The organism is Halovivax ruber XH-70, from assembly GCF_000328525.1.
In the GTDB taxonomy this organism is placed as follows: domain Archaea; phylum Halobacteriota; class Halobacteria; order Halobacteriales; family Natrialbaceae; genus Halovivax; species Halovivax ruber.
Map to the genome: position 1 here is coordinate 779,987 of NC_019964.1, position 23,444 is coordinate 803,430.

The window sequence follows — 23,444 nt, forward strand, 5'->3', positions numbered from 1 at the left end:
TGAAGTATCGCGTCCGGGTCACTCACGGGTACTGATGAATAGCTAGGACGGTCGCACTATCAACTTGACGCACTGGATCGGGCGGGGCCGCTTTCGTGGCCGGCCGCCTACATTTTTGTGGGTTCGGGCGAACAGTCGGCCGTGACGACCCTGTTCCCGGACCAACTCGAGACCGACCGCCTCCGACTCGACGTCGTGGACCCGGCGTCGACGGACGCGTTCGAGCACTACGAGGCGTTCGCGGACGATCCAGACCCGGAGACGGTCTACGAGTACGTGCCGGTCTCGGAGCCGGCCACACCCGACGAATCCCGCGCCTTCGTCGAAAATGCCGGCTCGAACCGGGACGACGCCGACGCGGTCACCTACGCGATCTACCCGACGGGTGACGAACCGATGGCAGGCACCCTCGCCGGCACGACGACTCTGTTCGTCGAGTGGGACCGCGAGGCGGCTTCCTCCGCGATCGTCCTGCGAAAACCGTTCTGGGGACGGGGCTACTCCGGCGAGCGGGCGGGTGCACTGCTCGAGCTGGCGTTCGGTCGACTCGACCTGGCTCACTTCGGGGTGTCTTGCGTCGCCGGGAACGACCGGTCGAAACGCGCGATCGAGAAATACGTCGAGGCACACGGTGGGCGGTACGACGGCCGATTGCGTCACGCCCACGCGATCGACGGGGAGCCGGTCGATCTCCACTGGTTCTCGATCTCCCGGAGCGAGTACCGGGCTGCAACTGACGACGCCGACTAACCGATCATCGACACCAGGGTTTATTCTGTCCGCCGAGAACGACGTGGGTACGTGTTCGACCGATGACCGACCTCTTCCCCGATACGATTCGCACCGATCGGCTCCGGCTGGACGTCGTCACCCCGGAGACGGTCGACCTCTTCGAGTTCTACGACCACGCCGGTACCGATCCCGATATCGAGGAAATCACGCGGTATCTCACCTGGGAGCCCCACGAGACGCCGAAGGCGACGCTCGAGTTCGTCGAGCACGTCGGCGAGCAGTACGGGTCCGGTGAGGGCGCGACATACGTGATCCGGCCGCGCGATGGAGAGGACGGTGCCGGCGAGTTCGCCGGCGTCGCCGGGTTCGACGTCGACTGGGACCGCAAGACGATGACCCTCGGCACCTGGCTCCGGAAGCCGTTCTGGGGCCGGGGCTACTCCGGCGAGCGCGCCGCGGCGATGATGCAACTGGCGTTCGACTGCCTCGATCTCGACATGGTCGCTGTCACCGCCCACGTCGACAACGAGAAGTCGAACCGGGCGATCGAGAGATACGTCACGGCTCACGGCGGGCGGAAAGAGGGAACGCTTCGCAACTGGGACACCTTTGGTGACGAACTCGTCGACGTGGTTCGGTACACCGTTTCGAGTGACGAGTGGGTGGCCAATCGCGACGACGCAGTTGCCGAATTCGACGGTTTCTGAGGCGGCCGGTCCGATTCGTTCGGTTTCTGAGACGACCGGTCCGACCCGTTACTCGGCGAGTGATGCAATCGCCGAGAGCGACCGCTCTCTGTCCGCTTCGTCCATCCCGTCGACGAACGTGACCTGGACCGCGTCCACGCCGTCGATGGCCGCGTAGTCGGCGACCCACTCGCGAACCTCGTCCGGCGTCCCCGTCGCGGCGAGTTCGTCGAGCAAGTCGTCCGGCAACGCGTTCGCCATCGCGTCGGTGTCCCGTTCGGCCCAGGCGTCTCTGATCGCCTCGACGACGTCCGGATAGCCCTGTTCGGCGACGGACTTGCCGTAGAATGGGCCGTACGCGCCGAGCATGAACGCGACGGCGGATCGGGCGAGCGATCGGGCCCGGTCGGGATCGTCGTCGACGACGCACCTGACGATCGGCGCGACGCGGACGTCGTCGATCGTTCGATCACCCAGGTTCGCGCCCCGGCGAAGATCCTCGAGGCGGGTCTCCAGTCCGTCGCGGGTGAACAGCTGGGGCAGCCACCCGTCGCCGAACCGGCCGGCAAGCTCGGTCGCCGTCGGCCCGAGCGTGGCCAGGTCGATCGGTGGCGGCGATTCGGGCAGTGGTCGCTCGAACGCGAGGCCGTCGACGTCGATCACGTCGCCGTGGTAGGCCGAGGTTCCCTCGGTCGAAATCGTCCGGACGAGCTCGACGGTCTCGCGGAGCCGGCGCAGCGGGCGATCGAACGAGCGGCCGTGCCAGCGCTCGGTGATCGCGGGCGAACTTGGCCCGAGACCGAGTCGGAATCGCCCGTCCGACGCGTCGGCGAGCGTCAGTGCGGTCTGGGCCAACAACGCCGGCGACCGTCCGTACGGCGACAGCACCGCTGTCCCGATGTCGATCTCGTCGGTTCGGTCGGCGATCAGCGAGAGCGCCGGGACGACGTTCCAGCCGGTCGTCTCGCCCACCGTGACCGTCCGGTAGCCGAGTTCTTCCGCGCGGGCGGCGCGCTCGGCGACAGCCTGTGGCCGATCGTACTGAGAGACGTCGAGAAACCAGTCCAGCTCGGGCATCGACCGTGAACGGAACGGCGAGGATAATAACGATGGCTGTTCGAACCCCGCAGGCGGCGGCTGGTCGTTACCGACGAGCACTCCGGTCGATCAGAACGGGAGGCTCACGACGAGCAGCAGGCCCGCCAGGACGACGAGGCCGAGCCAGCCGAAGAAGATCGCAACCGCCTGTTTTCCAGTCAGTGCTTCTCCATCCAGTACTTCCCCGAGTGACATTACGGAATCGAAGGGCCCGACGAGGCGTGCTGCTTTCGCCGATTCTCGCACTGTGGGAATCGGCGACCCACCTGCAGGGTCCCTTGACGAGGCGAAGTCACTGTTCTGGGCGGACGAACGGGTGGGCGGGTAGAATGGACGTTACGATCGGGGATCGTCGGGCGGACTGGTATCACGGACGAGCAGTGCGACCCCGACGGCGATACCGGAACAAACCATGACGATTCCGAGAATCGCGAACGGTCCCTCGACGACGGCTGCCGTGGCGAGTCCCACGAGGAGTGCGAGGGTGGCGAGTCCACCCAGCGCGATCGTTTCGGGTCCGATCGCGTCACCTATCCGATCGAGCGGGTGGTCGGTAGACCGGTCGTCGGTCGCGGGCGTCGCGAGCCGTTCGTCGACGTCGACGCGGCGGTCGTCACCGACGCCACCGGTCAGCGTGACGTCGATCGCCGTCGAGTTGGCGCCGAATCGCGTTTCGAGCGAGAGCGTTCCGGACAGCGGTCCGTCGTGCCCGTGGACCGAAATCGGCACAGTGACGGTTTCGTCGGCGTCGACGTACGTGTTCGGACGCTGGACGGTGAGTGTGTCGGCGAGTGTCGACCCTGGACTGACGTAGAGGTGGACCGGATCGCCGTGGTTTTCGACGCTCAGCTCGAACGCACGGTCGGTCGAGAGTGTCGACTGGCCGACGTCGATCGTCCCGTGGCCGGACCGGTTGACGTAAACGCTGATCGACTCGGGCACGTGTGTGACACCTCAGGCGGGTGTCTCTTCTCGCATGTCCGGGGGCAGGAGGTTCGGAATCCCGTCCTCGATCGGATATCGTTCGCCGCACTCGGTGCAGACGAGCGTCCCGGATTCGACGTCGTCGTCACCGACTGCGTCCTCGAGTTCGAGGTCGTGTTTGTCGAGCGGACAGCAGAGAACGTCGAGCAGTGACTCCTTCATGGCTGATATCCGGTTGGGGGAGGCCAAAAGGTTTCGGGAACGCCACGTGTCTCAGCTCACCAATCGGGCCCCAATCGCCGGTCGACTCACGAACCATCGGCATTCAATTCGGATACAACGGTAGTCCGTTCGGCAGCCGGCACGGGTGATATTTATCACACATCCCCGATAATACAGTTGCAGATGGCGGACGGAACTGCGGCGGACGTGATCGAGGACGTCTCTCACCCTGGACTGGCCGACCGAGTGACACGACTGCGTACGCTCGCGGACTCGATCGAGGCCTGTGAGTCCGCAGACGAGCTCTACGAGCGGTGTGTCACTCCTGATGGGCACGTCCTCGACTTCGACGCGGCGATCGTTGCGACCGCCCAAGCGGACGTCTTCGTTCCACGGGCCGCGTACGCGGCGCAACTCCGGCCAACGGAGCCGCTGGCCGACGATAGTGGTATTGCCGGTACCACGCTTGCGTCCGGAACGACGACCGTCGTCGACGACGTTCGAACCGAGGCCGCCGCCAGCCCGACCGGCCCGTACCGGTCTGTCCTCTCGATTCCGTTCGGCGAGGCCGTCTTACAATTTCACCACCACGAGCCCGGCGCGTTCTCCCAGGTCGATCGGGAGTTCGGTGAACTCTTCGTCTCGATCGCGACCAGCGCCCTCGATCGGATCAGGTACGAACGAGCGCGCGATCGGGAACGCGACCAGTTCGCCGCGCTCTTCGAGAACGTTCCCGACGCGGCGCTGTCCTACCGCGTCGAAGACGGCGTCAAGACGATCCAGGCCGTCAACTCCGCGTTCGTCAGCGTCTTCGACGTTACCGGCGCAGACGTCGTCGACGAACCCGTCTCGTCGGTCGTCTGCCCGTCGGCGACAGACTCGATTTCGGAGCCGCACTCGACTGACGAGATCGGCCGTCGGACCGACGTCGAAGTGACCAGGCAGACCGTGGATGGGCCGCGACCGTTTCTGCTCCGTAACGTCCCGATGCGGTCGGACGACGAGGTGACCCGCGGCTACCTGATCTACACCGATCTCGAGGCGCTCAAAGCCCGCGAACGAGAACTCGAACGAAAGAACGAGCGCCTCGATCAGTTCGCCAGCATGGTGAGCCACGACCTGCGAAACCCGCTCAACGTCGCCGCTGGCTACCTCGATCTCGCGCGGGAGCAACACGACTGTGCAGAGCTCCGCTCGATCGAACAGGCACACCGCCGGATGGAGCGACTCATCGAGGACCTGCTGTCACTCGCGCGGGCCGGTGACACCGTCGACGAGGTCCAGCCCGTCCACCTCGGAACCGTCGCCAGGGAGGCCTGGGACAACGTCTCGACGACCGACGCCGAAATCGAGATCGACGGCGACGCCATCGTCGAGGCCGACCCCGGACAACTGCTGGGGCTTCTCGAGAACCTCTTTCGAAACAGCGTGGAACATGGTTCCACGAGCAGTCGGCCGAAGGCCGACGACAGTGTCGAGCACGGCTCGACAAGCAGTCAGGGCGGTTCCCGCCCTGACGACAGCGTGGAACATGGTTCCACGAGCAGTCGGCCGAAGGCCGACGACAGTGTCGAGCGCGACTCGACGTACCAGTCGACGACTAGCGAATCCCCGGGGACGGACGACCACCCGGGGACGGACGACCACCCGGGGACGGACGACCACCCGGGGACGGACGATCATCCATCGACGGACGATGGGGTGGATACTACCGTTTCGGTCCGACTCGGTTCCACACCGGACGGCTTCTTCGTCGCGGACGACGGACCGGGTATTCCACCCGAAGACCGTGAGCGGATCTTCGAATCCGGATACACGACGGCCGAGGAGAACACCGGACTCGGCCTCGCGATCGTCGACCAGATCCGCGAGGCACACGACTGGGACGCGACCGTCGGCGTCGGGGTCGATGGCGGGGCCCGATTCGACTTCGTCACCGGTGAGCCGTCGTTCGACCTGACCGACACCGAAACAGGCGAGTCATCGTCCGATTCGATCGATACCGACGAGTCGCCGTTCGATTCGACCGACACCGAAGTCGGTGAGTCGCCATGACCGAGACGGCGGCCAGCGATCGACTGATCGACGAGTCCGACAGCCCCGTCGACATCGAACTGCAGGGGACGAGCCTTCGAGCGACGGATAGCGCCGGAAACGTCTTTACCTGTGACCTCACCGGCTTCAGTGAACTCTCGTGGACCCACTCGTTCGAGGAACCGATCGACGCGACGCTCTCCGGGCGCGTCTCCGAGTTGCGATGTGACCTCAGGAACGTGATCGCGCTCGAACGTCGTGACGCCCCGCTCCGCTTCGTCGATCGGGACGAACCGATCGAGGGCGAACACTTCGACATCGGATTCGAGGACGACGTCACCGTCCGACTGCCGGCCGGTGAGTACTACTGCCAGTACGACTGCGAAATATTCGCACGGATCCGGTTCGACGGTGAGGCGCGGATCCGAAATCGGTCCCAGGGCGAACTCTCGATCACCTTTCCACACCCGACCCCACTGACGATCGGATTCAAGTCGACGGTCGAGGTCCCGCGAGACCGGCTCACGATCGAACCGACGACGACCGGTCTCGCGACGGCGATCACGAATCTGTCCGCTGCGCTCCGGACCACGGGGCCCTCGCGCGTCCACCGGAGTCACCGGGGGTACCCACCGCTGGTAGGCGTCGGCGACGAGACGGTCGTCCCCGAGTCGGTGCGTGAGAACCGGCCGGAGACGGGACTCGACCTGTTCGTTCCCGACACGATCGACGCGATCTACACCGCCGCCCCGGTCGCGTACTTCCTGGGTGCACGAGTCGTCCCGACGTCGGATCGGTCCCCGCGGCTCGTCGCCGAGGCGGCTGACTTCTCGTACCAGATCCCGACCGACCCGTCGCTCGCTACCGGGATCTCCACGGTACTCAGACGGACGTTCTTCCTCGACCTGCTGGTCGACTGGATTCAACCCGACGCCCCGACGCTCGCCGAACACACCCAGCTGGCGGAGGCTGGTATCGACCTCGAACCCTGTCGGGATCGATCGCTCGCCGACCGCGTCGCCACCTATCTCGACCTCCCCGCGGATCCCGTCGACGAGATCCTCCCCGGCTGGCCGTACCGGATGACGATGGCCCCCGACCCGTCGTACGCGCCCGCACTACCGCACCTGTGTTACGATCTGGCGGCAATCGACACGCCCCAGACGAGTCAGGGTCACGGGACCTCGGCCCCCGTCGAGTCGAAGCCACCGCAGCAGGCGCTGCTCGACACGCAGCCACTGCACGGAACTGTCGGCAGCGTCGATCGGGAGGCCGACTTCGAGGCCAGGCTTGCGGCCTACGAGAACCGGATCCGCTCGCTCGAACGCGGAACCGAACGAAGGTCGATCGTGGTCGCGACCGGTCCATCGGTCGACCCCGCGCTCGGTGCGGAACTCGCGGCGGCCTACACCGATCGCGAGGAGACCGTCCCGACGACGGTCGAGACACTCGCCCAACCGACGCGGGACACGCTTCGTCGAGCGCTCACCGGCGGCGCCGACTTCTTCCACTACGTCGGCACGTGTACGGACGGTCTCGGCTGTCTGGACGGGCCCCTCGACCCGGAATCACTCTCCGAGATCGATCCCACGGTCGTTCAACTGGACGGTCCCGGTGCGCGATCGGTGGCGGACGCGTTCGTGACCGCCGGCGCCGTCGCCGTCGCCAGCCGTGACCGGGTGCACGAGGGCCGGGCGGGATCGCGGCTCGGGACGCTCCTCCTGTACGGTCAGAGCGTCGCGACGGCCGCTCAGTGTAGCCAACTCGTCGACTTCGATCCGACGCTTTCGGTCGTCGGTGACGGAGCCCACCGCTACGTGGCGAAGTGGAAACCGACCGCCATCCAGACCGTCTCGGCAGACGCTGCGGACTCCCTCGAAGTGACCGTCGTCCCGTTCTCCGTCGATCCCGTGGGGGCCCACTGGCGACCTGACTACGACTCCCGCATCCACCTCATGCCGGCGGCCTACTCGTACGACGTCGAGGCCAGCGCGTACAGCCAGCACTTCCTCCACAACAATCAGCCAGTCCTGCTCGACGACGGGCTGTATTTGCCGGACGAACAACGCCGGTTGCTGTATCCGATCGCGTGAGTTCGGCCCGTCAGTTGGTATTCCGACGTCTCGAGAGGGCACTCGATGGGGAGCGTGTCGTGGTGAATTTCGGTCGATCGGATCGATACCTCTCTCGGCGACGGATGGGTCGGTGCTGTCGGACTGATCGGATCGGTCCGGAAAAACGAGGGCGTGGCTCAGGCGAACGGATCAGACCGAACGACGGTCTGGTCGCGGCCGGGGCCGACGCCGACGGCGTAGATCGGGACGTCGAGTTCGTCTTCGATGTAGGTGAGGTACGTCCGCGCAGCCGCCGGCAGGCCCTCCCAGCCCTCGGTTGCGACGGCGTCCCAGTCGACGTCCGGCCAGCCCTCGAACGTCCTGAGGGTGGCTTCACACCGGCCCCACTGCTCCGTCGTGGGCGGCATCACGTCGCGTTCGACGGTGTCGCCGTCGCGGGTCGTCATCGTGTACGTGTGACCGACCGCGACCTCGTCGAGGCCGGCGAGCGTGTCGACGTGGTTGACGACGAGCCCGGTGAACCCGCTCGTCCGGGCTGCGTGGCGCAACATCGGCATATCGAGCCAGCCGACGCGTCGAGGTCGGCCGGTTACGGTGCCGTACTCGCCGCCCTCGTCGCGGATCCAGGTCGCCAGTTCTTCCTCGTCGTCGGGTGCGGAGCCGGGTTCGTACGCCGGCGTCTGTCCCTCGACGCCGCCCAGTTCGGTTGGTAGTGGACCGGTCCCGACTCGTGAGAGGTAGGCCTTCACGATCCCGATGACCTCGCCGTCGCCGACGACCGAGGGGGCCACGCCGGCGCCGACGGCGACGCCGCCGGCGGTCGGGTTCGAGGACGTGACGTACGGGTAGACGCCGTAATCGATGTCGAGGGCCGTCCCCTGCGCGCCTTCGAACATGATCTCCTCGTCGTTGTCGAGGCGATCGGCGAGGAAAGCGCCGCAGTCGACGACCATCTCCTCGGTGTCGAGTCGGTCGCCGTATTCACGACAGGTCTCGTAGAGTTCCTCGATGTCGAACGCGTCGTCGAGTTCGGCGCCGTAGACGTCGCGCGCCAGCGCTCGCTTCTGCGGGACGACGTACTCGAGACGCGATCGAAGCACCTCCGGATCGAGGAGGTCGCCGACGCGGATGCCGCGCCGGCCGGCCTTGTCCTCGTAGGTCGGACCGATCCCGCGCTTGGTCGTTCCGGCCGCGAGATCTGCCTTCTCGGCTTCTTCGATTCCATCGAGAACGCGGTGGTACGGGAGGATCACGTGCGCCCGGGCGGCGACGCGCACGTCCGGATCGAGCCCACGCGATCTGAGCTCGTCCAGTTCCTCGAACAGTGTCTCGGGGTTTACCACGCAGCCGTTGCCGAGGACCCCGACCTTGCCCCGGACGGCACCGGAGGGAACGAGCGAGAGCTTGTACGTATCGCCGTCGGAGACGACGGTGTGGCCCGCGTTGTCTCCGCCCTGATACCGGACGACGACGTCTGCTGCCTCACCGTAGATATCGACGACGCCGCCCTTCCCTTCGTCGCCGAGCTGTGACCCGACGATAGTGACGGTCATGACAGCGACGGCTTCTTTCCCGGTCGATAAACCGATTACGATCCCTCCGCCGACGCACCGTCGACGAGCAGTTCTGTTCTGTGGCGATTTCGTACCACCGAGCAACTACAGACTCTCTCTTCGTGGTGTTGTCACGGCTTGAGGGAACCACCGCCCTGGTACACGATCCGATGGCTCGCCGTCGCCGACTCCAGTCCCGTCACGACCAGAAGTGTTAACCCCTGCCACGTCGAAGTATTTCCTATCGTCTCGCGACCGCCCCGACGAAAAGCTTTAAAAGGGGCAACGACAAGTTAACAAATGCCATGATAGACCGACTGGAGAAGGAGGTAGACATGCTGGAACGACATTTGCAGGTCCTGAAAATGGTTCTCGAGAACGAACCCATCGGGATCGTCAAGATGTCGAACGAGACCGGCTACCCCCACCACAAAGTTCGCTACTCGCTGCGCGTCCTCGAAGAGGAGAATCTCATCGAGCCGTCGAGCCAGGGAGCGATCAAGACCGAGGAGACCGAAGACTTCGTCGCCGACCTCGACGACAAGATCGACAGCATCTCGGAGACCCTAGAACGGATGAAGATCGAGAACACCGCCGAAGCCGAGAACTGATATTCTCCTGGCCGCCGACGGCCGCTTTGCTCTCACCGATTTTGCGTCCCGATTGGGGCAGCCGTACTCCCGAGTCTCGGAAACGACTCTGCGCGAACGATCGGTGTCGTCGGAGACGGTTCGAGGAGCGGCTGGCAGCCGAGTGAACCCCGTTACAGTTCGGGGACGGTCATGTGGAAGCCACCACTGCGAGATTCGACGAGACAGCAGTGATAGCCCTGTTTTCGCGAGAGATTGACGTAGCTGACCTTCGAACTGCGGCTGAGGAAGCCGCTCGTCGTCACCTCTTCGGCGAGTTCGAGCGCGCCGGGGTCGAAGAAACTGGACGTAACGACGACCGCCGCGCCGAGGTCGGGATAGTTCGCACACACAGCCGAGGCGTCGGCCTCGAGCCCTTCGAGCATCCCCTTCGTCGCCGGGTCGCGCGAATCGTTACAGTTCGCGACGACGAGGGGCGTCCCGCGCTTGTCGAACGCGGCGACGTCGAACGTCACCTGATCGGGGACGTCCGCTCTGTCGTCCTCTTCGAGCGAGACGGTCGCTGCGAGTTCGATGCGGTCGATACGCGGGATGACGTCGTAGAGGTCGGCGAGATCGGCGGCGTTGCCGGTCTCCCTGATCTCGAAGAGACAGGTTCCGACGAGCCACTCGACGAAGCGGTACTGCATGGACGCCTCGACGAACGAGTCGTAGGGCTGTCCGTCGACGGCCGTCGTCTCGGCGTCGAACTGTGTGTGTCGTTCGAGCTGCAGGTTGCGGTCGAGATCGCCACGCGAGCCCTCGCCTTCGTGGGCCGATTCGAGCGTCGGCTGACTCTTCGAGCCGTACCGAACGAAGACGTTCGTCTGTTCGAGCGCCTGTTGCGGTGTGAGCGTGAGCTCCGGCTCACTGGACGGCGATTCGGTCGGTGTCGCCGGAGCGTCCCCACCAGTCGGTGCCGGTTGCGACCGGACTCGCTTGAGTTCAGCCTCGAGCTCCTCGATCGTCGACTGAAGCTTGGAGACCTGTGCTGTGAGGTCTTCGTTCTCGCTCTGCAGCTGGTCGCGCTCGCGCACGAGTTGCTTGCGTGTTTCCTCCAGCTCGGTCACCCGCTGGGTCAGGTGATCGATCTTGTCCTCGCGTTCGAGCATATCCGACCGGAGCGCCTGTTCGGTCGAGGCGACGTCCGCCGGTGTCGGCCCGTCTCGTGTGCGCGAGCTATCGGCCTGTGACTGCGAGCGACTCGTGTCCGACTCGGACTGGCTACGCTGCGAGCGGGCGCTGCCACGACCGGCCGAACTCTGTTTGGTCGCGTTCTCACTCGACGATTCGGGATCGATCGAGGGGATCTGTCGGGTTTCGCGCCAACGCTCTTCTTCTTTGAGGCGTTCGTCGTGCTCGTCCGTCTCGGCGTCGTCGGTCGGCGTCGTCTCGGCCGATCCGGTATCAGACGGCGATCCGGAGACCGTTGTCCGATCGCTTCCGGCCGAATCCTCGCCGGTCGTGATGCCTGTTTCGGAGGATTCGGTGGGTTCCCGTTCGGTGGTGATCCCCGGCCGGTCGGCCGCCGGTTCGGTCGTCGACGACTCCGCCGCTGGCTGTCCACCGGCGCTCGTCGATTCGGCGGCTGCCGTCGAGTCGGCCGTCCCGGTTTCGGTGTCGCTGTAGGACACTTCGGTGTCGTCGGTCACCGACTCGTCGCCCGCCACCTTCTCGGACCGGGTCTCTTCCTGGGTCTCGGACGGTTCGGTGTCGGTTCCGGTCGCTCTCACCGTCGTCTCGTCGCTCGGCGTTCGCCCGGCGGACGACTCGTTCCGCCCGACTGGTCCGTCTGTGTCGGTCACAGCCGTCGAGGGATCGGTCGACTCGCCTGTGGAGCGCCGGTCACCGGAGCCGGTGCCCGCAACGGTGGAATCTGTCCCGGCCGCGGAATCGGCTGTGCCCGCCGCTGGGTCGGCTGCAGTGTCGTTCGTCCGCGCGTCGTCCTCGCGATTCGCGGTGGCAGTTTCGTTCGCCGACGCGTGACCGGGGACGTCGGTCACGGAGATGTCGACGTCGATGACCGAGTAGATGCCAATCTCGTCGTCGGCGCGTTCGAACGCCTCGTCGCCGGTGAGCAGGCGCTCGGCGTTTCCGATGTAGGCGGCGGCCATGCGCTTGCCGCCGTAGTAGACGAGGTAGTAGTCGCCCGAGAGCACCTGTTCGCTCAGTTCGACGTAGCCGGTGAACGACCCCTGCTGCAGTTTGCGATCGACCGATGCGAGAGCGGTATCGTTGGTGTAGTACTGTGCTCGTGGATCGCCCCCCTGCGTTTGCATCGCAGCGAGCAGGGGAAGCGCGTCGGCGGGGGCCTCGTAGATGGTTCCGGAGGCGTCCACGAGCGTCTCGATCGAACCGTCGGCGACGCCGACGATCCGGCCGTTCAGCATGAACGCCCAGACGCCGGCCGCTGTTACGGCTCCGGAAAACGTGTCGTCGGCGAGGGTCGTGAGCGCGTCTTCTCCGCCGGAAAACGGCCGCGACTCCCACCGCTCGACGCGCTCTTTCGTGCGCGGGTCCATACGCAAACAAACGGTAACCCGACCATAACCGTTTCGCCTGTCGAAGGGAAATGGGGGCGACGAACCGGCGGTCGTCCCATGTGGGCCAGTTGCCGGCCAGAAGCCAACTCGTCAGTTACCGGTTACGGGCCAGCTCGTCAGTTACTGGTGAGGGCCCCCAATCAGTTGCCGGTCAGGAGCCAGTTCGTCCGATCAGATCTTCGACTCGGCGTCCTCGGCGAGTTCTTTCATCCGCTTGCCGATCCGACCCGCACTCGAGAACTCGTCTTCGCTCATCGCGTTCGCCAGCGAGTTTCCGAGGACGAACACGGCGTGTTTGTGTTCGCTCTTGGATTTGTGGGCGTCGTCCGGATCTACGTCGATCTGGTGGTAGGCGTCGAAGAGCCCCTCGTCGACGCTTTCCTGTTCCGAGAAGTACTCCATGATGACCACCAGTTCGGCGTGCAATTCGAGAAGCTCGTCTTTGTGCATACGCTCGCTACGGACGGTTCCATGTTAAGCGTTTTGCGCCGTGGGGGCGTCTCCCTACTCAATCGGCCGAATCGGCGCTCTCTCGCTGGTCGGCGGGGAACCAGGCGAGTTCGTGATCGGCCGTCACCCGGACGCCGACGCGCTCGCCCAACTGGATGCGATCCGAGTGGTTGTGCATACACTCGATCGTCTCCCCATCGTCGAGTTCGACGCGATACAGGACTGTCGGGCCGAGGTAGCGACGATAGATCACCTCTCCGTCGGTTTCGGCGCCGGTCGCCGGGTAGGCCGTCACGTCGTCCGGCCGAACGAGGAGATCGACCTCCGTGCTGTCGTACGCTTCGACGAGGCCACCGACGTCGTCACGGAGAACGCGACCGAGTGCGGTGTCGACGTGATCGCCGGTGACGGTCCCCGAGAGGAAGCTCGCGTGACCGAGAAAGCCCGCGACGAATCGGGAGGTCGGCTGCTGGAAGACCGTCTCGGGGATGCCGACCTGCTCTAACTGCCCGTCGTACATGACGGCGACCCGATCGGAGATCGAGAGCGCCTCCTCCTGGTCGTGTGTGACCGAGATCGCCGTGACGCCGGTCTCTTTGATGATGCGCCGGACCTCTTCACGCATCTCCACGCGGAGATCGACGTCCAGGTTCGAGAAGGGTTCGTCGAGCAAGAGCAGGTCGGGTTCCGGGGCGATCGACCTGGCGAGGGCGATCCGCTGTTGCTGGCCGCCCGAGAGCTCCCCGGGATAGGCGTCGGCCTGATCGGCGAGCCCGACGAGGTCCAGCAGTTCGGCGACGCGTTCGTCTCGTTCGTCCGTCGGCCAGTCGTCGATACCGAATCGCACGTTCTCGGCGGCGGTGAGGTGGGGGAATAGCGCGAAATCCTGGAAGACAACGCCGACGTTGCGATCTTCGGGTGGCTCCGATCGGTCGCTGTCGGCGACGACCGTCCCGTGGAGCTGGATCTCGCCCGCGTCGGGTGACTCGAGCCCGGCGATGAGCCGGAGCGTCGTCGTTTTTCCACAGCCGGATGGACCGAGCAGCGTGAGGATCTCGCCGTCGTATACCTCGAGCGAGTACGACTCGACGACGCACTCGCTTCCATAGCTGTGTTCGATTCCCTCGAGCGAGAGGACGGGCTCGTCCTGGCGCTCATCGGATATTTCCTGCGATGACGCCGTCTCCGTCGTGATCGTCTCCGTACGTCCCGTACTCTGAGCCATGGGTGTCTCGAACTGTCCGGTCGGGTCCGGCACTCGTCTATTTAGGTGGCCCTAAACAACTTATAGTTGCCGGTTGCGACGAACCTGCTCAGAGTTCGACGCCGCCGGGAATGAGGCTTCGCTGGCGGAGGAGGCTTCCCTCGTCGTCGTAGACGAGGAACGTCTGTTTCTCGTAACTGATCAGATGTTCGCCGTCGATCTCGATGGTGACGTCGTACCGGCCGTCGTCGTCGCTGGTGTGTTCGCCGTAGCGCCGCGCGGCCGTGATGAAGGTGAGCACGTCGTCGGCGTCCACGTTCAACTCGAGGACGAAGTCGCCGGTCAGACGATCGGTCACGCTGACCACGCCCGTCGCGTCGGTGTCGACGGGCCCCTGCAGGCGGAGGGCGACGTCCGTCTCGTCGGCGGCGAGCAACTCGTCGCCGGGGCCTGTGAGGCGGTCACGCAGATCCGGCCCGTCTTCGGCACAGTCGATGGTGACCGACGGTTTTCGGGGGTCGCCGTCGGCGTCGACCCACTCGACGTCGTCGACGGAGAGCGTGATGTGTTCGCGCCTCATTCGATACCCGATGTTGGGTCCCCGGCGGTATGAACGTAACGCCCACGGCCACCGAAACGAATCGGACTGCTCGCTGATCGGTTCCGTTTCGGACCAGTCCGTTTCGTGGGGTATCGGCCAGGACACTGCGGCCTCCTCGCCACCACGATCGAACGCACCTCACTTGCTGCCCTCGAACGCACCTCACTTGCTGACGTCGGGCGATCGAAGTTGCTATCGCCTCTCGACGTACGCTGATTCCCGGCCACCCGATTTAAGAGGTCACCACCCCCATATCGGAGACAGTCACCCGAGACGTCCCGTGACCCCCGATGGACCAACACGATCCCAGTCAGCACGCCGACGATCCGGCGTCCGACCCGTCGTCGATCCGAGCGACACTCAGCGACCGCTTCGACGACGTTCGACGCTCACTGTCGGCGCTGGGCGACGTGATCCGGGGCACGCGAATCGACGTGGGCCGATACGATCCGACCGTCCACGAACCGCTCGTCGCCTTCGACGGCGTCGAGGGAACGATCGAACGCGAACGCTACTGGGTGAACGCGCCCTTCGCGTTCGTCGCGATCCTCGAGGATCCGGCGCGGAACGCCTTCCAGTACCACGTCGTCGAACCGTCGCTCTCGACGGACGAGCGCGCCCTCCTCGATACCGTCCTCGACGACATCCGCGATCCGCTCATCTATCGCGACGGCGGCGACGTCGACCCCGAAACGCGGCTTCGAGAGGCCCTGCTGGAACTCCTCGAACGCTACGGCGTCGACGTCTCCGTCGAGCGCTTCTACCGCCTCTTTTACTACGCTCACCGGAACTTCCTCGGCTACGGGCGGCTCGACCCGATCATGCACGACCCGCACGTCGAGGACATCTCTTGCGACGGCTACGACCTCCCGATCTTCGTCTATCACGACGACTACACGGACATCGAGACCAACGTCTCGTTCGACGCCGACACGCTGGATCAGTTCGTCGTCCGCCTCGCCCAGCGCTCCGGTCGTCACATCTCGATCGGCGACCCGATGGTCGAGACGACCCTGCCCGACGGCTCGCGCGCGGAACTGGCGCTCGGCCAGGAGGTCACGCCGCGGGGGTCGGCCTTCACCATCCGGAAGTACTCCGACGAACCGTTCACGCCGGTCGACCTGATCGAGTACGGAACGTTCGACGTCGCCCAGCTCGCGTACCTGTGGCTGGCGATCGAGCACAACAAGAGCCTCATCTTCGCCGGCGGCACCGCGTCGGGGAAGACGACGAGCATGAACGCCGTCTCGATGTTCATCCCGCCCCGCTCGAAGATCCTCACGATCGAGGACACCCAGGAGCTCCAGCTCTATCACGACAACTGGCTCTCGTCGGTCACCCGGGAACGCATCCACGAGGGGACCGACGTGACTATGTACGACCTCCTGCGCTCGGCGCTGCGCCACCGCCCCGAGTACATCGCCGTCGGGGAGGTCCGCGGCGAGGAGGCGATCACGCTCTTCCAGGCGATGAACACCGGCCACACGACCTACTCGACGATGCACGCGGACTCCGTGCAGACAGTCATCAATCGCTTAGAGAACGAGCCGATCAACGTCCCGCGGGCTATGGTCCAGAGCCTCGACATTCTCGCCGTCCAGACCCTCACGCGCCTCGAGAACGGAGAACGCGTCCGCCGAAACGACACGCTGGCCGAGATCGAAGGCATCGACCAGCGGACCGGCGAACTCGACTACTCCACCGCGTACACCTGGGACGGCGAGACCGACACCTTCTCCGAATCGGGCAGCTCGATCCTGGGGGACATCCGCGAGCAACGCGGCTGGACCGAACGCGAGCTGCGAGTCGAACGAAAGAATCGCGAAGCCTTCCTCGAGTACGTCCACGACCGCGGCCTCTCGGACTACCGGCGCTTTACCGCCCTCGTCAACGAGTACTACGCGGACAAACCCGCCGTCCTCGAGCGCATCGGTCGTGACGACGCGATCGAGGCGAGTCCGGCCGGCCGAACGGATGTTGGCGACGAATCTGACGACGATGGAACCGACGCAGCCGCGATCGAGGCCGACGACGATTCGAACGACGACCGCACCGACGTACCCGCTGCCCTCGCCCAATCGAGTGACGATCTGACCGACGGCGCGTCGTCGTGGGACCTGGCGGAATCGTCCCCACTCGCCGGCGATTCAGCGCGTTCCGGCTCCGGATCCGATGGGGTCCCCGCCGATGAATCGATTGACGCCTCAACTGACGAATCAACCAACGTTTCCATCGACGAACAGACCGTCCACTCCATCGACGAACAGACCGACCCCTCCATCGACGAAGCGACGGATACACCGGATGATGCGTCGGCGGAGTCCGACCGATGAATCCCGTGACTCTGCTGCCGCTCACCGTTGCCGTGCTGTGTACGCTCCCGTTCGCCCTGGCGCAGGTGTTGCCCCCGGTAGATCGGGTTCTGACCCGACTGTCGATACACGCCTTCGGCGGCTACGTCGACGAGTTCCGGAGCGAGCACCCGCAGCGCCAGGCGGCGCTCCGGGCGGCACACGCGCCAGCGAGTTATCGTGAATACGGGGCTCGGTCGTTCGTCTACGCGCTTCTCGGTGGGTTCGTCGGCAGCGTCACTGGCGTCTACCTGATCTGGGCGGTTCTGACCGTCCTCTCGATCGATGCGGCGACGCTCAGCAGTTCGTTGCCCGATCTTCTCGCCCCGCTGTCGGCGATCGCGGCTGTGGGGAGCGCCGCGCCGACCACGCTGCTCGGACTCCTCCTCGTCTCTGGCCTCACGCTCGGCGTCGTCTTCGGGGGCGTCACCTACTGGTTGCGCTGGTGGTATCCGGGCTACGTGGCCTCCCGGCGGGCGCGCGCCATCGAGGCGTCGTTGCCGTCGACGGTCGCCTTTTGCTACGCGCTCTCGCGAAGCGGGATGGAGTTCACCGAGGCGATCCGAATCGTCGCTCGGAACGGTGACGCTTACGGACAGGCGGCCGCGGAGTTCGACGTCGCCGTCACGAACATGGACGCCTTCGGGATGGACGTCACCGCGGCGTTGCAGTTGATGGGGCGGCGAACGGCCAGCGACCAGTTCCGCGAATTCACCGAGAATCTCGTGAGCGTCCTCCAGAGCGGCCACAGCCTCTCCGACTTTCTGGAACGGCAGTACCACGACTTCCAGGAGGAGGCCGAATCACAACAAGAGAGCATTCTCAACATGCTCGCGACGCTGGCCGAGGCCTACGTCACCGTGCTGGTCGCCGGCCCGCTCTTTCTCATCACGATCCTCGTGGTGATCGGCTTCTCCGTCGGCGACACGGTCGACTCGCTCCGGGCGGTCATCTACGTCATCCTTCCGTTCGGCAACCTCGCGTTCGTGGTCTACCTGAGTACCGTCACCGATTCGATCAACCCCGGTCGGTCGAATCAGCCGAGCGAGGGGGCACTCGGCCCCGGTTCCCGTGCGACCCTCCCGGACGGTGGGTCCGTCGTGACGGGCGCGTCGGCGCTGGGCGATGGCGACGTCGATCCCACAGACGGACACCTCTCACCGACGCGACATCGGCTGGCGATCTACGAGCGCTTGCGCTGGGTTCGAGGGGTGCTCGCCAGCCCGTTCCGAACGCTGCTCGACCGGCCGGACCGCCTCCTGTGGGTGACGCTTCCGCTGGCGGCCGTGATCGTCCTCCTGTTGATTCCGCGAGCGCTCGAGGCGGGCATCACGGCGATCGAAGACGCGCTGGTCGTGCTCGCACTCGTCGTGATGGGCTCGTACGCGGTGGTCTACGAACGCCATCGGTACCGGATCAGCGCGATCGAACGGGCCGTCCCGGACCTGCTCGATCGTCTCTCCAGCGTGAACGAGGCCGGGATGTCGGTCATCGCCTCCGTCGATCGCGTTCGTCAGTCCGACCTCGGCGTGCTGGACGACGAACTTGATCGCGTCTGGGCGGACGTCCGCTGGGGTGCCGACCTCCAGACGTCGCTGTGGCGATTCGAGCATCGCGTTCGCACCCGCGCCGTCTCCCGTATGGTGACGCTCCTGACCGAGGCGATGAACGCCAGCGGCGACCTCGCGACGGTACTGCGGATCGCCTCCCGACAGGCCTCGGCCGATCTGCGCCTCGATCGCGAGCGCAAGCAGGTGATGACCGAGTACATGGTCGTCGTCTACGTCTCCTTCCTCGTCTTCATCTTCATCATCGCCGTCCTCTCGGCGTACCTGCTCCCGAGTCTCCCCACGGAGTCGGTGACGGAAGCGACCGGTCAGCAGCTCGACGGGCCGATCGCCGCGCTCGGGACGACCGACACCGACGTCTACATGACGCTGTTTTACCACGCGACGGTGATCCAGGGGGCTACCTCCGGCTTCGTCGCCGGCCAGCTCGCCTCCGGTGACCTTCGCTCCGGGGCGAAGCACGCGACGCTGATGACGCTCATCGCGTTCGTCCTCTTCACCTTGGTCCTCTAGTCGGGCGCCGAACGGGCGTCGTTGCGGATCGAATCCGTTATCGGTCCGTCCGCCCCACGCGGAGACATGTCCCGCCGGCGCGACGTCCGCGACACGTACGAGCGCATCGGGCGTCACTTCGCGACGACGCGCGAGTACGCCTGGCCCGAGGTGGAGGACTTCGTCGCCCGGGTCACCGCCGACCGGTCGTTCGACCGCGGCCTGGACCTCGGCTGTGGCAACTGCCGGCACGCGGAGGTCCTCGCCGACCACGTCGAACACGTCGTCGGCCTCGACGCGAGCCGTGCGCTCCTCGATACCGGTCGCGACCGCGCCGCCGAGCGCGACTTCGAAGCCCCCCTCGCTCTCATCCAGGGCGACGCCGCGAACCTCCCCCTCCGCGACGACTCGGTCGACTTGGCCGTCTACGTCGCCACGCTGCACCACCTGCCGACCGAGGCCGATCGCCGCCACAGTCTCGACGAACTCGGGCGCGTTCTCACACCCGACGGCCGGGCACTCGTCAGCGCCTGGAGCACGGCCCACGACCGCTTCGACGACGCCACCGAGGCGGACCAGACCGGCTTCGACAGGACGGTCGAGTGGACCCTCCCCGGCGGCGAGCCTGTGGACCGGTTCTACCACATCTACGCCCCCGACGAGTTCGAACGAGATCTCGAAGCGAGCGCCCTTGAGCTGCTGGAGTGGGAGGTTTCGAGCGGGAACTGCTACGCGACGGTCGCAGGAAGCCAGTAGGTCATTCACCAATCCGCCCCGGTCAACCCCCTTCCGAGAAAAGAGAACTCTCTTAACCGAGCACCAACAACCGGGGGATGGAGCGCGGATGGTCTAGTGGTAGGACCTGAGCCTTCCAAGCTCATGGCGGGGGTTCAAATCCCCCTCCGCGCATTGCTGCTGCGAGCAAATCCGCGAGCAGCAGCAATCGTCCGAGGGATTTGAATGAGAGAAGTCGCAGCCCGCGCAACGAAGTGAGCAGGACCGTCTTCGCGTGGTTCAAATCCCCCTCCGCGCATCAACCTTTTGCGCTGCGCTATTTCCGCGCCGGGAGCGCTATCGCGCTCCACGGCGCGTAGACGCTCGGCAAAATGTTGATCAAAAGCACTCCTCCTTCCTCGCCGCTCGCTTCGCTCGCTTTGAGTCAGTCGTCGGCCCACTCACTCGGCCTTCGGCCTCGCTCGTGGTAGAGTACAGTACAGGGTCAGCCACCGGAATTCAGGTCCGTAATTCCGTAGCGGCGCAATCGCTTGGGTTCACTCCCTCCTTCATACTAACCGTTGTGTGGGTAGTCGTATCAGCGAAATCCTTTTCCGAATTGTAGCCGCTTGCACTGTGGATCTTGTTCGCTGGATGTCCATCATGTTCTGTACTTTGTGTTCAACCAACGAACGCTCACCTCGCTTCATTCTACTTATTCCGGACAAAACTAGTTAGTTATTTATCCTATCAGATAGAACCCTCCCACCGGAAGCCACGCTGTCCATCTCGTGCGGGGACATGCCTCAGAAATGTCCCGGGTGCTGGAACCACCCGAGACGTGGCTTCCAAGCGAGCGCTTGGTCACCATGATTCGAAATACACCACCGAGACAAAAACGTCTCGCCAGCGGGTTGCATAATCAGCGACTGCACTGCTCGATTACGCTCTCCGGTCTCAGTGAGGTGGGGAGTATCGACGCTGTCTATTCGGAGGGCCGGTGATGGGTCGCTACGACTACGACGAACCCACGCCGAACCCGGCGTGTGAGCGCTGTGAGGTGGGTCTCACGGCGGATCACTGGGTCCGGCTCGAGGCGCTCCATCAGGGGACGCTGTCGGACCAGTACCAGGATTCGGAGAAGCTGATCTGCGTGGATTGCGTGGCCGCGCTCGGGATGCTGGAGTTTTCCACGGCGAACACGTCCGAAGGTCGGTCTACGTAGGTAGTGAACCTTCCAATTCTCTTTCCTTTATGGTAGGAAAACAATTATGATAGAGAAAATTGAACTACATAGATATGAAAAGTACGACTGACCTGGCTCGGTCAGTAACCCTTTCTCAGCCAACGGAGGATGGCTAGATGGGTCGGAAGAAGGATCGCCGACGGAACCGCAGAAGCGGCGAGCGACGGGAGCGTGGGCGGGACGACCGTCGCGAAGAAAGCCGTGAAGACGACCAGCAGGCGTTCGCTCCCATGGGAATGCCCGATGCGCCGATTCCCGACGCGCCAGTCCCGGACGCGACACCACCCGATGCCACGCCGTCGGTCGGCCTGCCAGCAATGGAGAACGTGGATCCGGTTCCGCGGACAGACCGGGTGCCGATGGCCAGTCGCGGCTACGGGCACGAGGCGCAGGAACACATCATGCGCGCGACGGAGGGGACGGAGACGGATCCGCACGACATCCCCGATCCGGTGCTCGACGTACTCGAAACTGGTTCTGGGAAATCGCTCGACGCCTCGATTCAGCGCGCGTTAGAAGAGCGGATGGACGCCGACTTCTCTACTGTGGAAATCCACACGGGTCCAGAAGCGGCGACGGCTGCCGACGCCATCGACGCACGAGCGTTCACCTGCGGTAACGCCATCGTGTTCAACGACGGCGAGTACGACCCGGAGAGCGCAGAGGGGCAGCATCTGCTGGCGCACGAGTTGGCGCACGTGAAACAACAGACCGGGGCGGTGATTTCGATGATGCCGCAGCCGGACGCCGACCTGGAGATCGATCCCGATCCGCAGTTAGAGCGGGAAGCGGAGCAGGCGGCCGAGGAGGCGCTGTCGGGCGAGGAACCGCTGATCGTCAACCGGCTGGGCACGAACGTTCACATCCAGCGGGCCGAGAAAACACGTCGAGAAGTCCTCAACGGCGACTTTTCGACGACTGAAATCGCCGCAGGTATCGAAGAAGCTTCCCTGTTGAGCGTTGATCCCGGCCAATTCCGCGACGCGTACAAGTTCGCGGAGCACGCAGCTACGCTCAGTGGGACCAATGCAATTGTCCAACCGCTAGTCTCTGAATTCGGACTCAGTCGGCCGGAGGCGTTGGCAGTGACGTTCGCGGTCGGCGGATCAATCCATGTTGGAAAGGATCGACTCCACCGCGAAGACATCTATCTGACGCTCGAAATCGCCCGGCTGTTGGGCGTTGAGGAGCGGGCTATTACGCTCTTCGAGAGGTTAGATATCGAGATACCAGAGGACAAGGAGCGTCCGGAAAGTGTTCCAGCGCCCAACGAGGTGTGACAATGGAGGCCAGAATTGGTGACGAAGACGAAGAGGGAGTGGGTTTGAGAATAATTGATAACAACGGTGTTAGTCACGGAATCCACGTGAGTTTTGACGGGGAAATCACCTACCACGAGCAGGACGCGTACCCTACTAGCGCGACGAAGCAGACAGCCGACGAGTCGGTCCGCCTGCGACAGGCGCAAGAATATGCCAGGTACATGGTCCAGCGCGAATTGGGGTATCAGACGCTCCAACCACGGTTAACGCCGGAATGGCTACCGTACGCACTGGGTTCGGTGTTCGGACTGTCGTTCGACGCGTTCGAAGACCGTTTCGGACACTACGCCCAGCAGTACCACAGCGCGCTTCGGCCAACGATCGATCCGGTTATTGAGTTGCCTGACGAAGATGCCCCGGTCGGAGGGATCACCTACCGTGCGGATGTGTTTCTCGGGCTGGACTTCGAGGCCTACCTCGACGATCCGGCAGCGGCGTCACCAGTGGACGCAGTTGCGGGGATCACAGACGCATACGCTTTGTACGAGGTTCTGAGCGAGGAACTGTCCGACCGGATCACCGACGACGCTGCAGCGATCAAAGAGGTGTCGGCGCTGGATCTACAATACCAGCGACGGGCCAGCGACGGACGCGTCGAGGAACCCGTCGTGGGCGAACGGAGCTACACCAGCGAGGGGCCGCCCGACGCCCAGTTGCAAATGACGCCGCCCCAAACTAGCATCGAGTCTACCCTTACGACCGAAATCATCCAGGGACTGGTCTGTCACCATCTCCAGTGCCAGGTCCGTGACGCCTACCTCCGCCTGGGGCTCGAACCGCCGGAACCGTTCCGGGTACTCGGCCAGGGTCTGGCCGAGCAGACAATGCACTACCAGCACGCCGACTGCTACCCGGAGTACCACCTGACTGACGCCGATATCGAGGGGTACCGCCAGCCAGGCGTCGAAACCGGTGCACTTGGAGTCGGGGAGATCGAGCCCGGTTCTGAGCTGTCGTCGTTGTCGACCCGCCTCAAGCGTGCACTGTTCGGCGGGTGACC

General features: G+C 64.7%; 20 protein-coding genes and 1 tRNA gene. 12 read left to right on the plus strand and 9 right to left on the minus strand.

Going from position 1 to position 23,444, the window contains the following annotated elements:
* Window positions 1-141 precede the first annotated feature (141 nt).
* Together HALRU_RS03590 and HALRU_RS03595 are read left to right on the plus strand one after the other, a co-directional pair.
* On the plus strand, window positions 142-750 hold the full coding sequence (locus HALRU_RS03590) for a GNAT family N-acetyltransferase (RefSeq protein WP_015300047.1): 609 nt from the start codon (window positions 142-144) through the stop codon (window positions 748-750).
* A 62-nt stretch (window positions 751-812) separates the two neighbouring features.
* Window positions 813-1,439: a GNAT family N-acetyltransferase gene (locus tag HALRU_RS03595; RefSeq protein WP_015300048.1), complete on the plus strand. Its 627-nt coding sequence runs from the start codon at window positions 813-815 to the stop codon at window positions 1,437-1,439.
* 48 nt (window positions 1,440-1,487) lie between these two features.
* Here the strand turns inward: HALRU_RS03595 and HALRU_RS03600 are convergent, their stop codons facing one another.
* The 4 genes from HALRU_RS03600 to HALRU_RS03610 form a co-directional block, all read right to left on the minus strand.
* The gene (locus HALRU_RS03600) at window positions 1,488-2,495 is read right to left on the minus strand and encodes a TIGR04024 family LLM class F420-dependent oxidoreductase (protein WP_015300049.1); all 1,008 of its coding nucleotides are present in this window, start codon (window positions 2,493-2,495) and stop codon (window positions 1,488-1,490) included.
* A 90-nt stretch (window positions 2,496-2,585) separates the two neighbouring features.
* Window positions 2,586-2,711 (minus strand): hypothetical protein, encoded by a 126-nt coding sequence (locus HALRU_RS16085; protein ID WP_015300050.1) that lies wholly within the window; start codon window positions 2,709-2,711, stop codon window positions 2,586-2,588.
* Between the two features lie 141 nt (window positions 2,712-2,852).
* On the minus strand, window positions 2,853-3,458 hold the full coding sequence (locus HALRU_RS03605) for a DUF7524 family protein (protein WP_015300051.1): 606 nt from the start codon (window positions 3,456-3,458) through the stop codon (window positions 2,853-2,855).
* Between the two features lie 12 nt (window positions 3,459-3,470).
* On the minus strand, window positions 3,471-3,662 hold the full coding sequence (locus HALRU_RS03610; RefSeq protein ID WP_007698719.1) for a methytransferase partner Trm112: 192 nt from the start codon (window positions 3,660-3,662) through the stop codon (window positions 3,471-3,473).
* Window positions 3,663-3,845: 183 nt separating this feature from the next.
* On the opposite strand from HALRU_RS03610, the gene HALRU_RS16090 reads away from it, so the two are divergent.
* Both HALRU_RS16090 and HALRU_RS03620 read left to right on the plus strand, forming a co-directional pair.
* Entirely contained in the window at window positions 3,846-5,717 is a 1,872-nt protein-coding gene (locus tag HALRU_RS16090) for a sensor histidine kinase (RefSeq protein ID WP_015300052.1), read from the plus strand.
* Window positions 5,714-7,789, plus strand: coding sequence for a hypothetical protein (locus HALRU_RS03620; RefSeq protein WP_015300053.1), 2,076 nt, complete (start codon window positions 5,714-5,716; stop codon window positions 7,787-7,789). The genes HALRU_RS16090 and HALRU_RS03620 overlap by 4 nt, the downstream gene beginning before the upstream one ends.
* Window positions 7,790-7,947: 158 nt before the next feature.
* On the opposite strand, the gene HALRU_RS03625 is transcribed toward HALRU_RS03620, so the two are convergent.
* On the minus strand, window positions 7,948-9,324 hold the full coding sequence (locus HALRU_RS03625) for an adenylosuccinate synthase (protein WP_015300054.1): 1,377 nt from the start codon (window positions 9,322-9,324) through the stop codon (window positions 7,948-7,950).
* 305 nt (window positions 9,325-9,629) lie between these two features.
* Here HALRU_RS03625 and HALRU_RS03630 point away from each other — a divergent pair, with 305 nt between their 5' ends.
* Window positions 9,630-9,935: a hypothetical protein gene (locus HALRU_RS03630; RefSeq protein ID WP_007698687.1), complete on the plus strand. Its 306-nt coding sequence runs from the start codon at window positions 9,630-9,632 to the stop codon at window positions 9,933-9,935.
* A gap of 152 nt (window positions 9,936-10,087) precedes the next feature.
* Here the strand turns inward: HALRU_RS03630 and HALRU_RS03635 are convergent, their stop codons facing one another.
* The 4 genes from HALRU_RS03635 to HALRU_RS03650 all read right to left on the minus strand — a co-directional run bounded on the left by HALRU_RS03635 (window position 10,088) and on the right by HALRU_RS03650 (window position 14,730).
* The gene (locus HALRU_RS03635) at window positions 10,088-12,475 is read right to left on the minus strand and encodes a DUF7527 domain-containing protein (protein ID WP_015300055.1); all 2,388 of its coding nucleotides are present in this window, start codon (window positions 12,473-12,475) and stop codon (window positions 10,088-10,090) included.
* A 192-nt stretch (window positions 12,476-12,667) separates the two neighbouring features.
* Complete coding sequence (locus HALRU_RS03640) at window positions 12,668-12,946, minus strand: UPF0058 family protein (RefSeq protein WP_007698682.1); 279 nt, start codon at window positions 12,944-12,946, stop codon at window positions 12,668-12,670.
* A 58-nt stretch (window positions 12,947-13,004) separates the two neighbouring features.
* Window positions 13,005-14,171: an ABC transporter ATP-binding protein gene (locus HALRU_RS03645; RefSeq protein WP_015300056.1), complete on the minus strand. Its 1,167-nt coding sequence runs from the start codon at window positions 14,169-14,171 to the stop codon at window positions 13,005-13,007.
* An 88-nt stretch (window positions 14,172-14,259) separates the two neighbouring features.
* A complete protein-coding gene (locus tag HALRU_RS03650) occupies window positions 14,260-14,730 on the minus strand; it encodes a DUF5793 family protein (protein WP_015300057.1) in 471 nt (156 codons plus the stop codon).
* A 311-nt stretch (window positions 14,731-15,041) separates the two neighbouring features.
* Here HALRU_RS03650 and HALRU_RS03655 point away from each other — a divergent pair, with 311 nt between their 5' ends.
* The 7 genes from HALRU_RS03655 (at window position 15,042) to HALRU_RS03685 (ending at window position 23,442) form a co-directional block, all read left to right on the plus strand.
* Window positions 15,042-17,084 (plus strand): type II/IV secretion system ATPase subunit, encoded by a 2,043-nt coding sequence (locus HALRU_RS03655; protein WP_015300058.1) that lies wholly within the window; start codon window positions 15,042-15,044, stop codon window positions 17,082-17,084.
* The gene (locus HALRU_RS03660; RefSeq protein WP_015300059.1) at window positions 17,081-19,183 is read left to right on the plus strand and encodes a type II secretion system F family protein; all 2,103 of its coding nucleotides are present in this window, start codon (window positions 17,081-17,083) and stop codon (window positions 19,181-19,183) included. Before HALRU_RS03655 ends, HALRU_RS03660 begins: the two co-directional genes overlap by 4 nt.
* 66 nt (window positions 19,184-19,249) lie before the next feature.
* Window positions 19,250-19,918, plus strand: a complete 669-nt coding sequence (locus HALRU_RS03665) for a class I SAM-dependent methyltransferase (protein WP_015300060.1) — start codon at window positions 19,250-19,252, stop codon at window positions 19,916-19,918.
* A gap of 82 nt (window positions 19,919-20,000) precedes the next feature.
* A tRNA-Gly gene (locus HALRU_RS03670) sits at window positions 20,001-20,071 on the plus strand.
* An 808-nt stretch (window positions 20,072-20,879) separates the two neighbouring features.
* On the plus strand, window positions 20,880-21,101 hold the full coding sequence (locus HALRU_RS03675) for a hypothetical protein (protein ID WP_015300062.1): 222 nt from the start codon (window positions 20,880-20,882) through the stop codon (window positions 21,099-21,101).
* A 251-nt stretch (window positions 21,102-21,352) separates the two neighbouring features.
* Entirely contained in the window at window positions 21,353-22,402 is a 1,050-nt protein-coding gene (locus HALRU_RS15940; protein ID WP_015300063.1) for an eCIS core domain-containing protein, read from the plus strand.
* 86 nt (window positions 22,403-22,488) lie between these two features.
* Entirely contained in the window at window positions 22,489-23,442 is a 954-nt protein-coding gene (locus HALRU_RS03685) for a hypothetical protein (RefSeq protein WP_245547785.1), read from the plus strand.
* Window positions 23,443-23,444 lie beyond the last annotated feature (2 nt).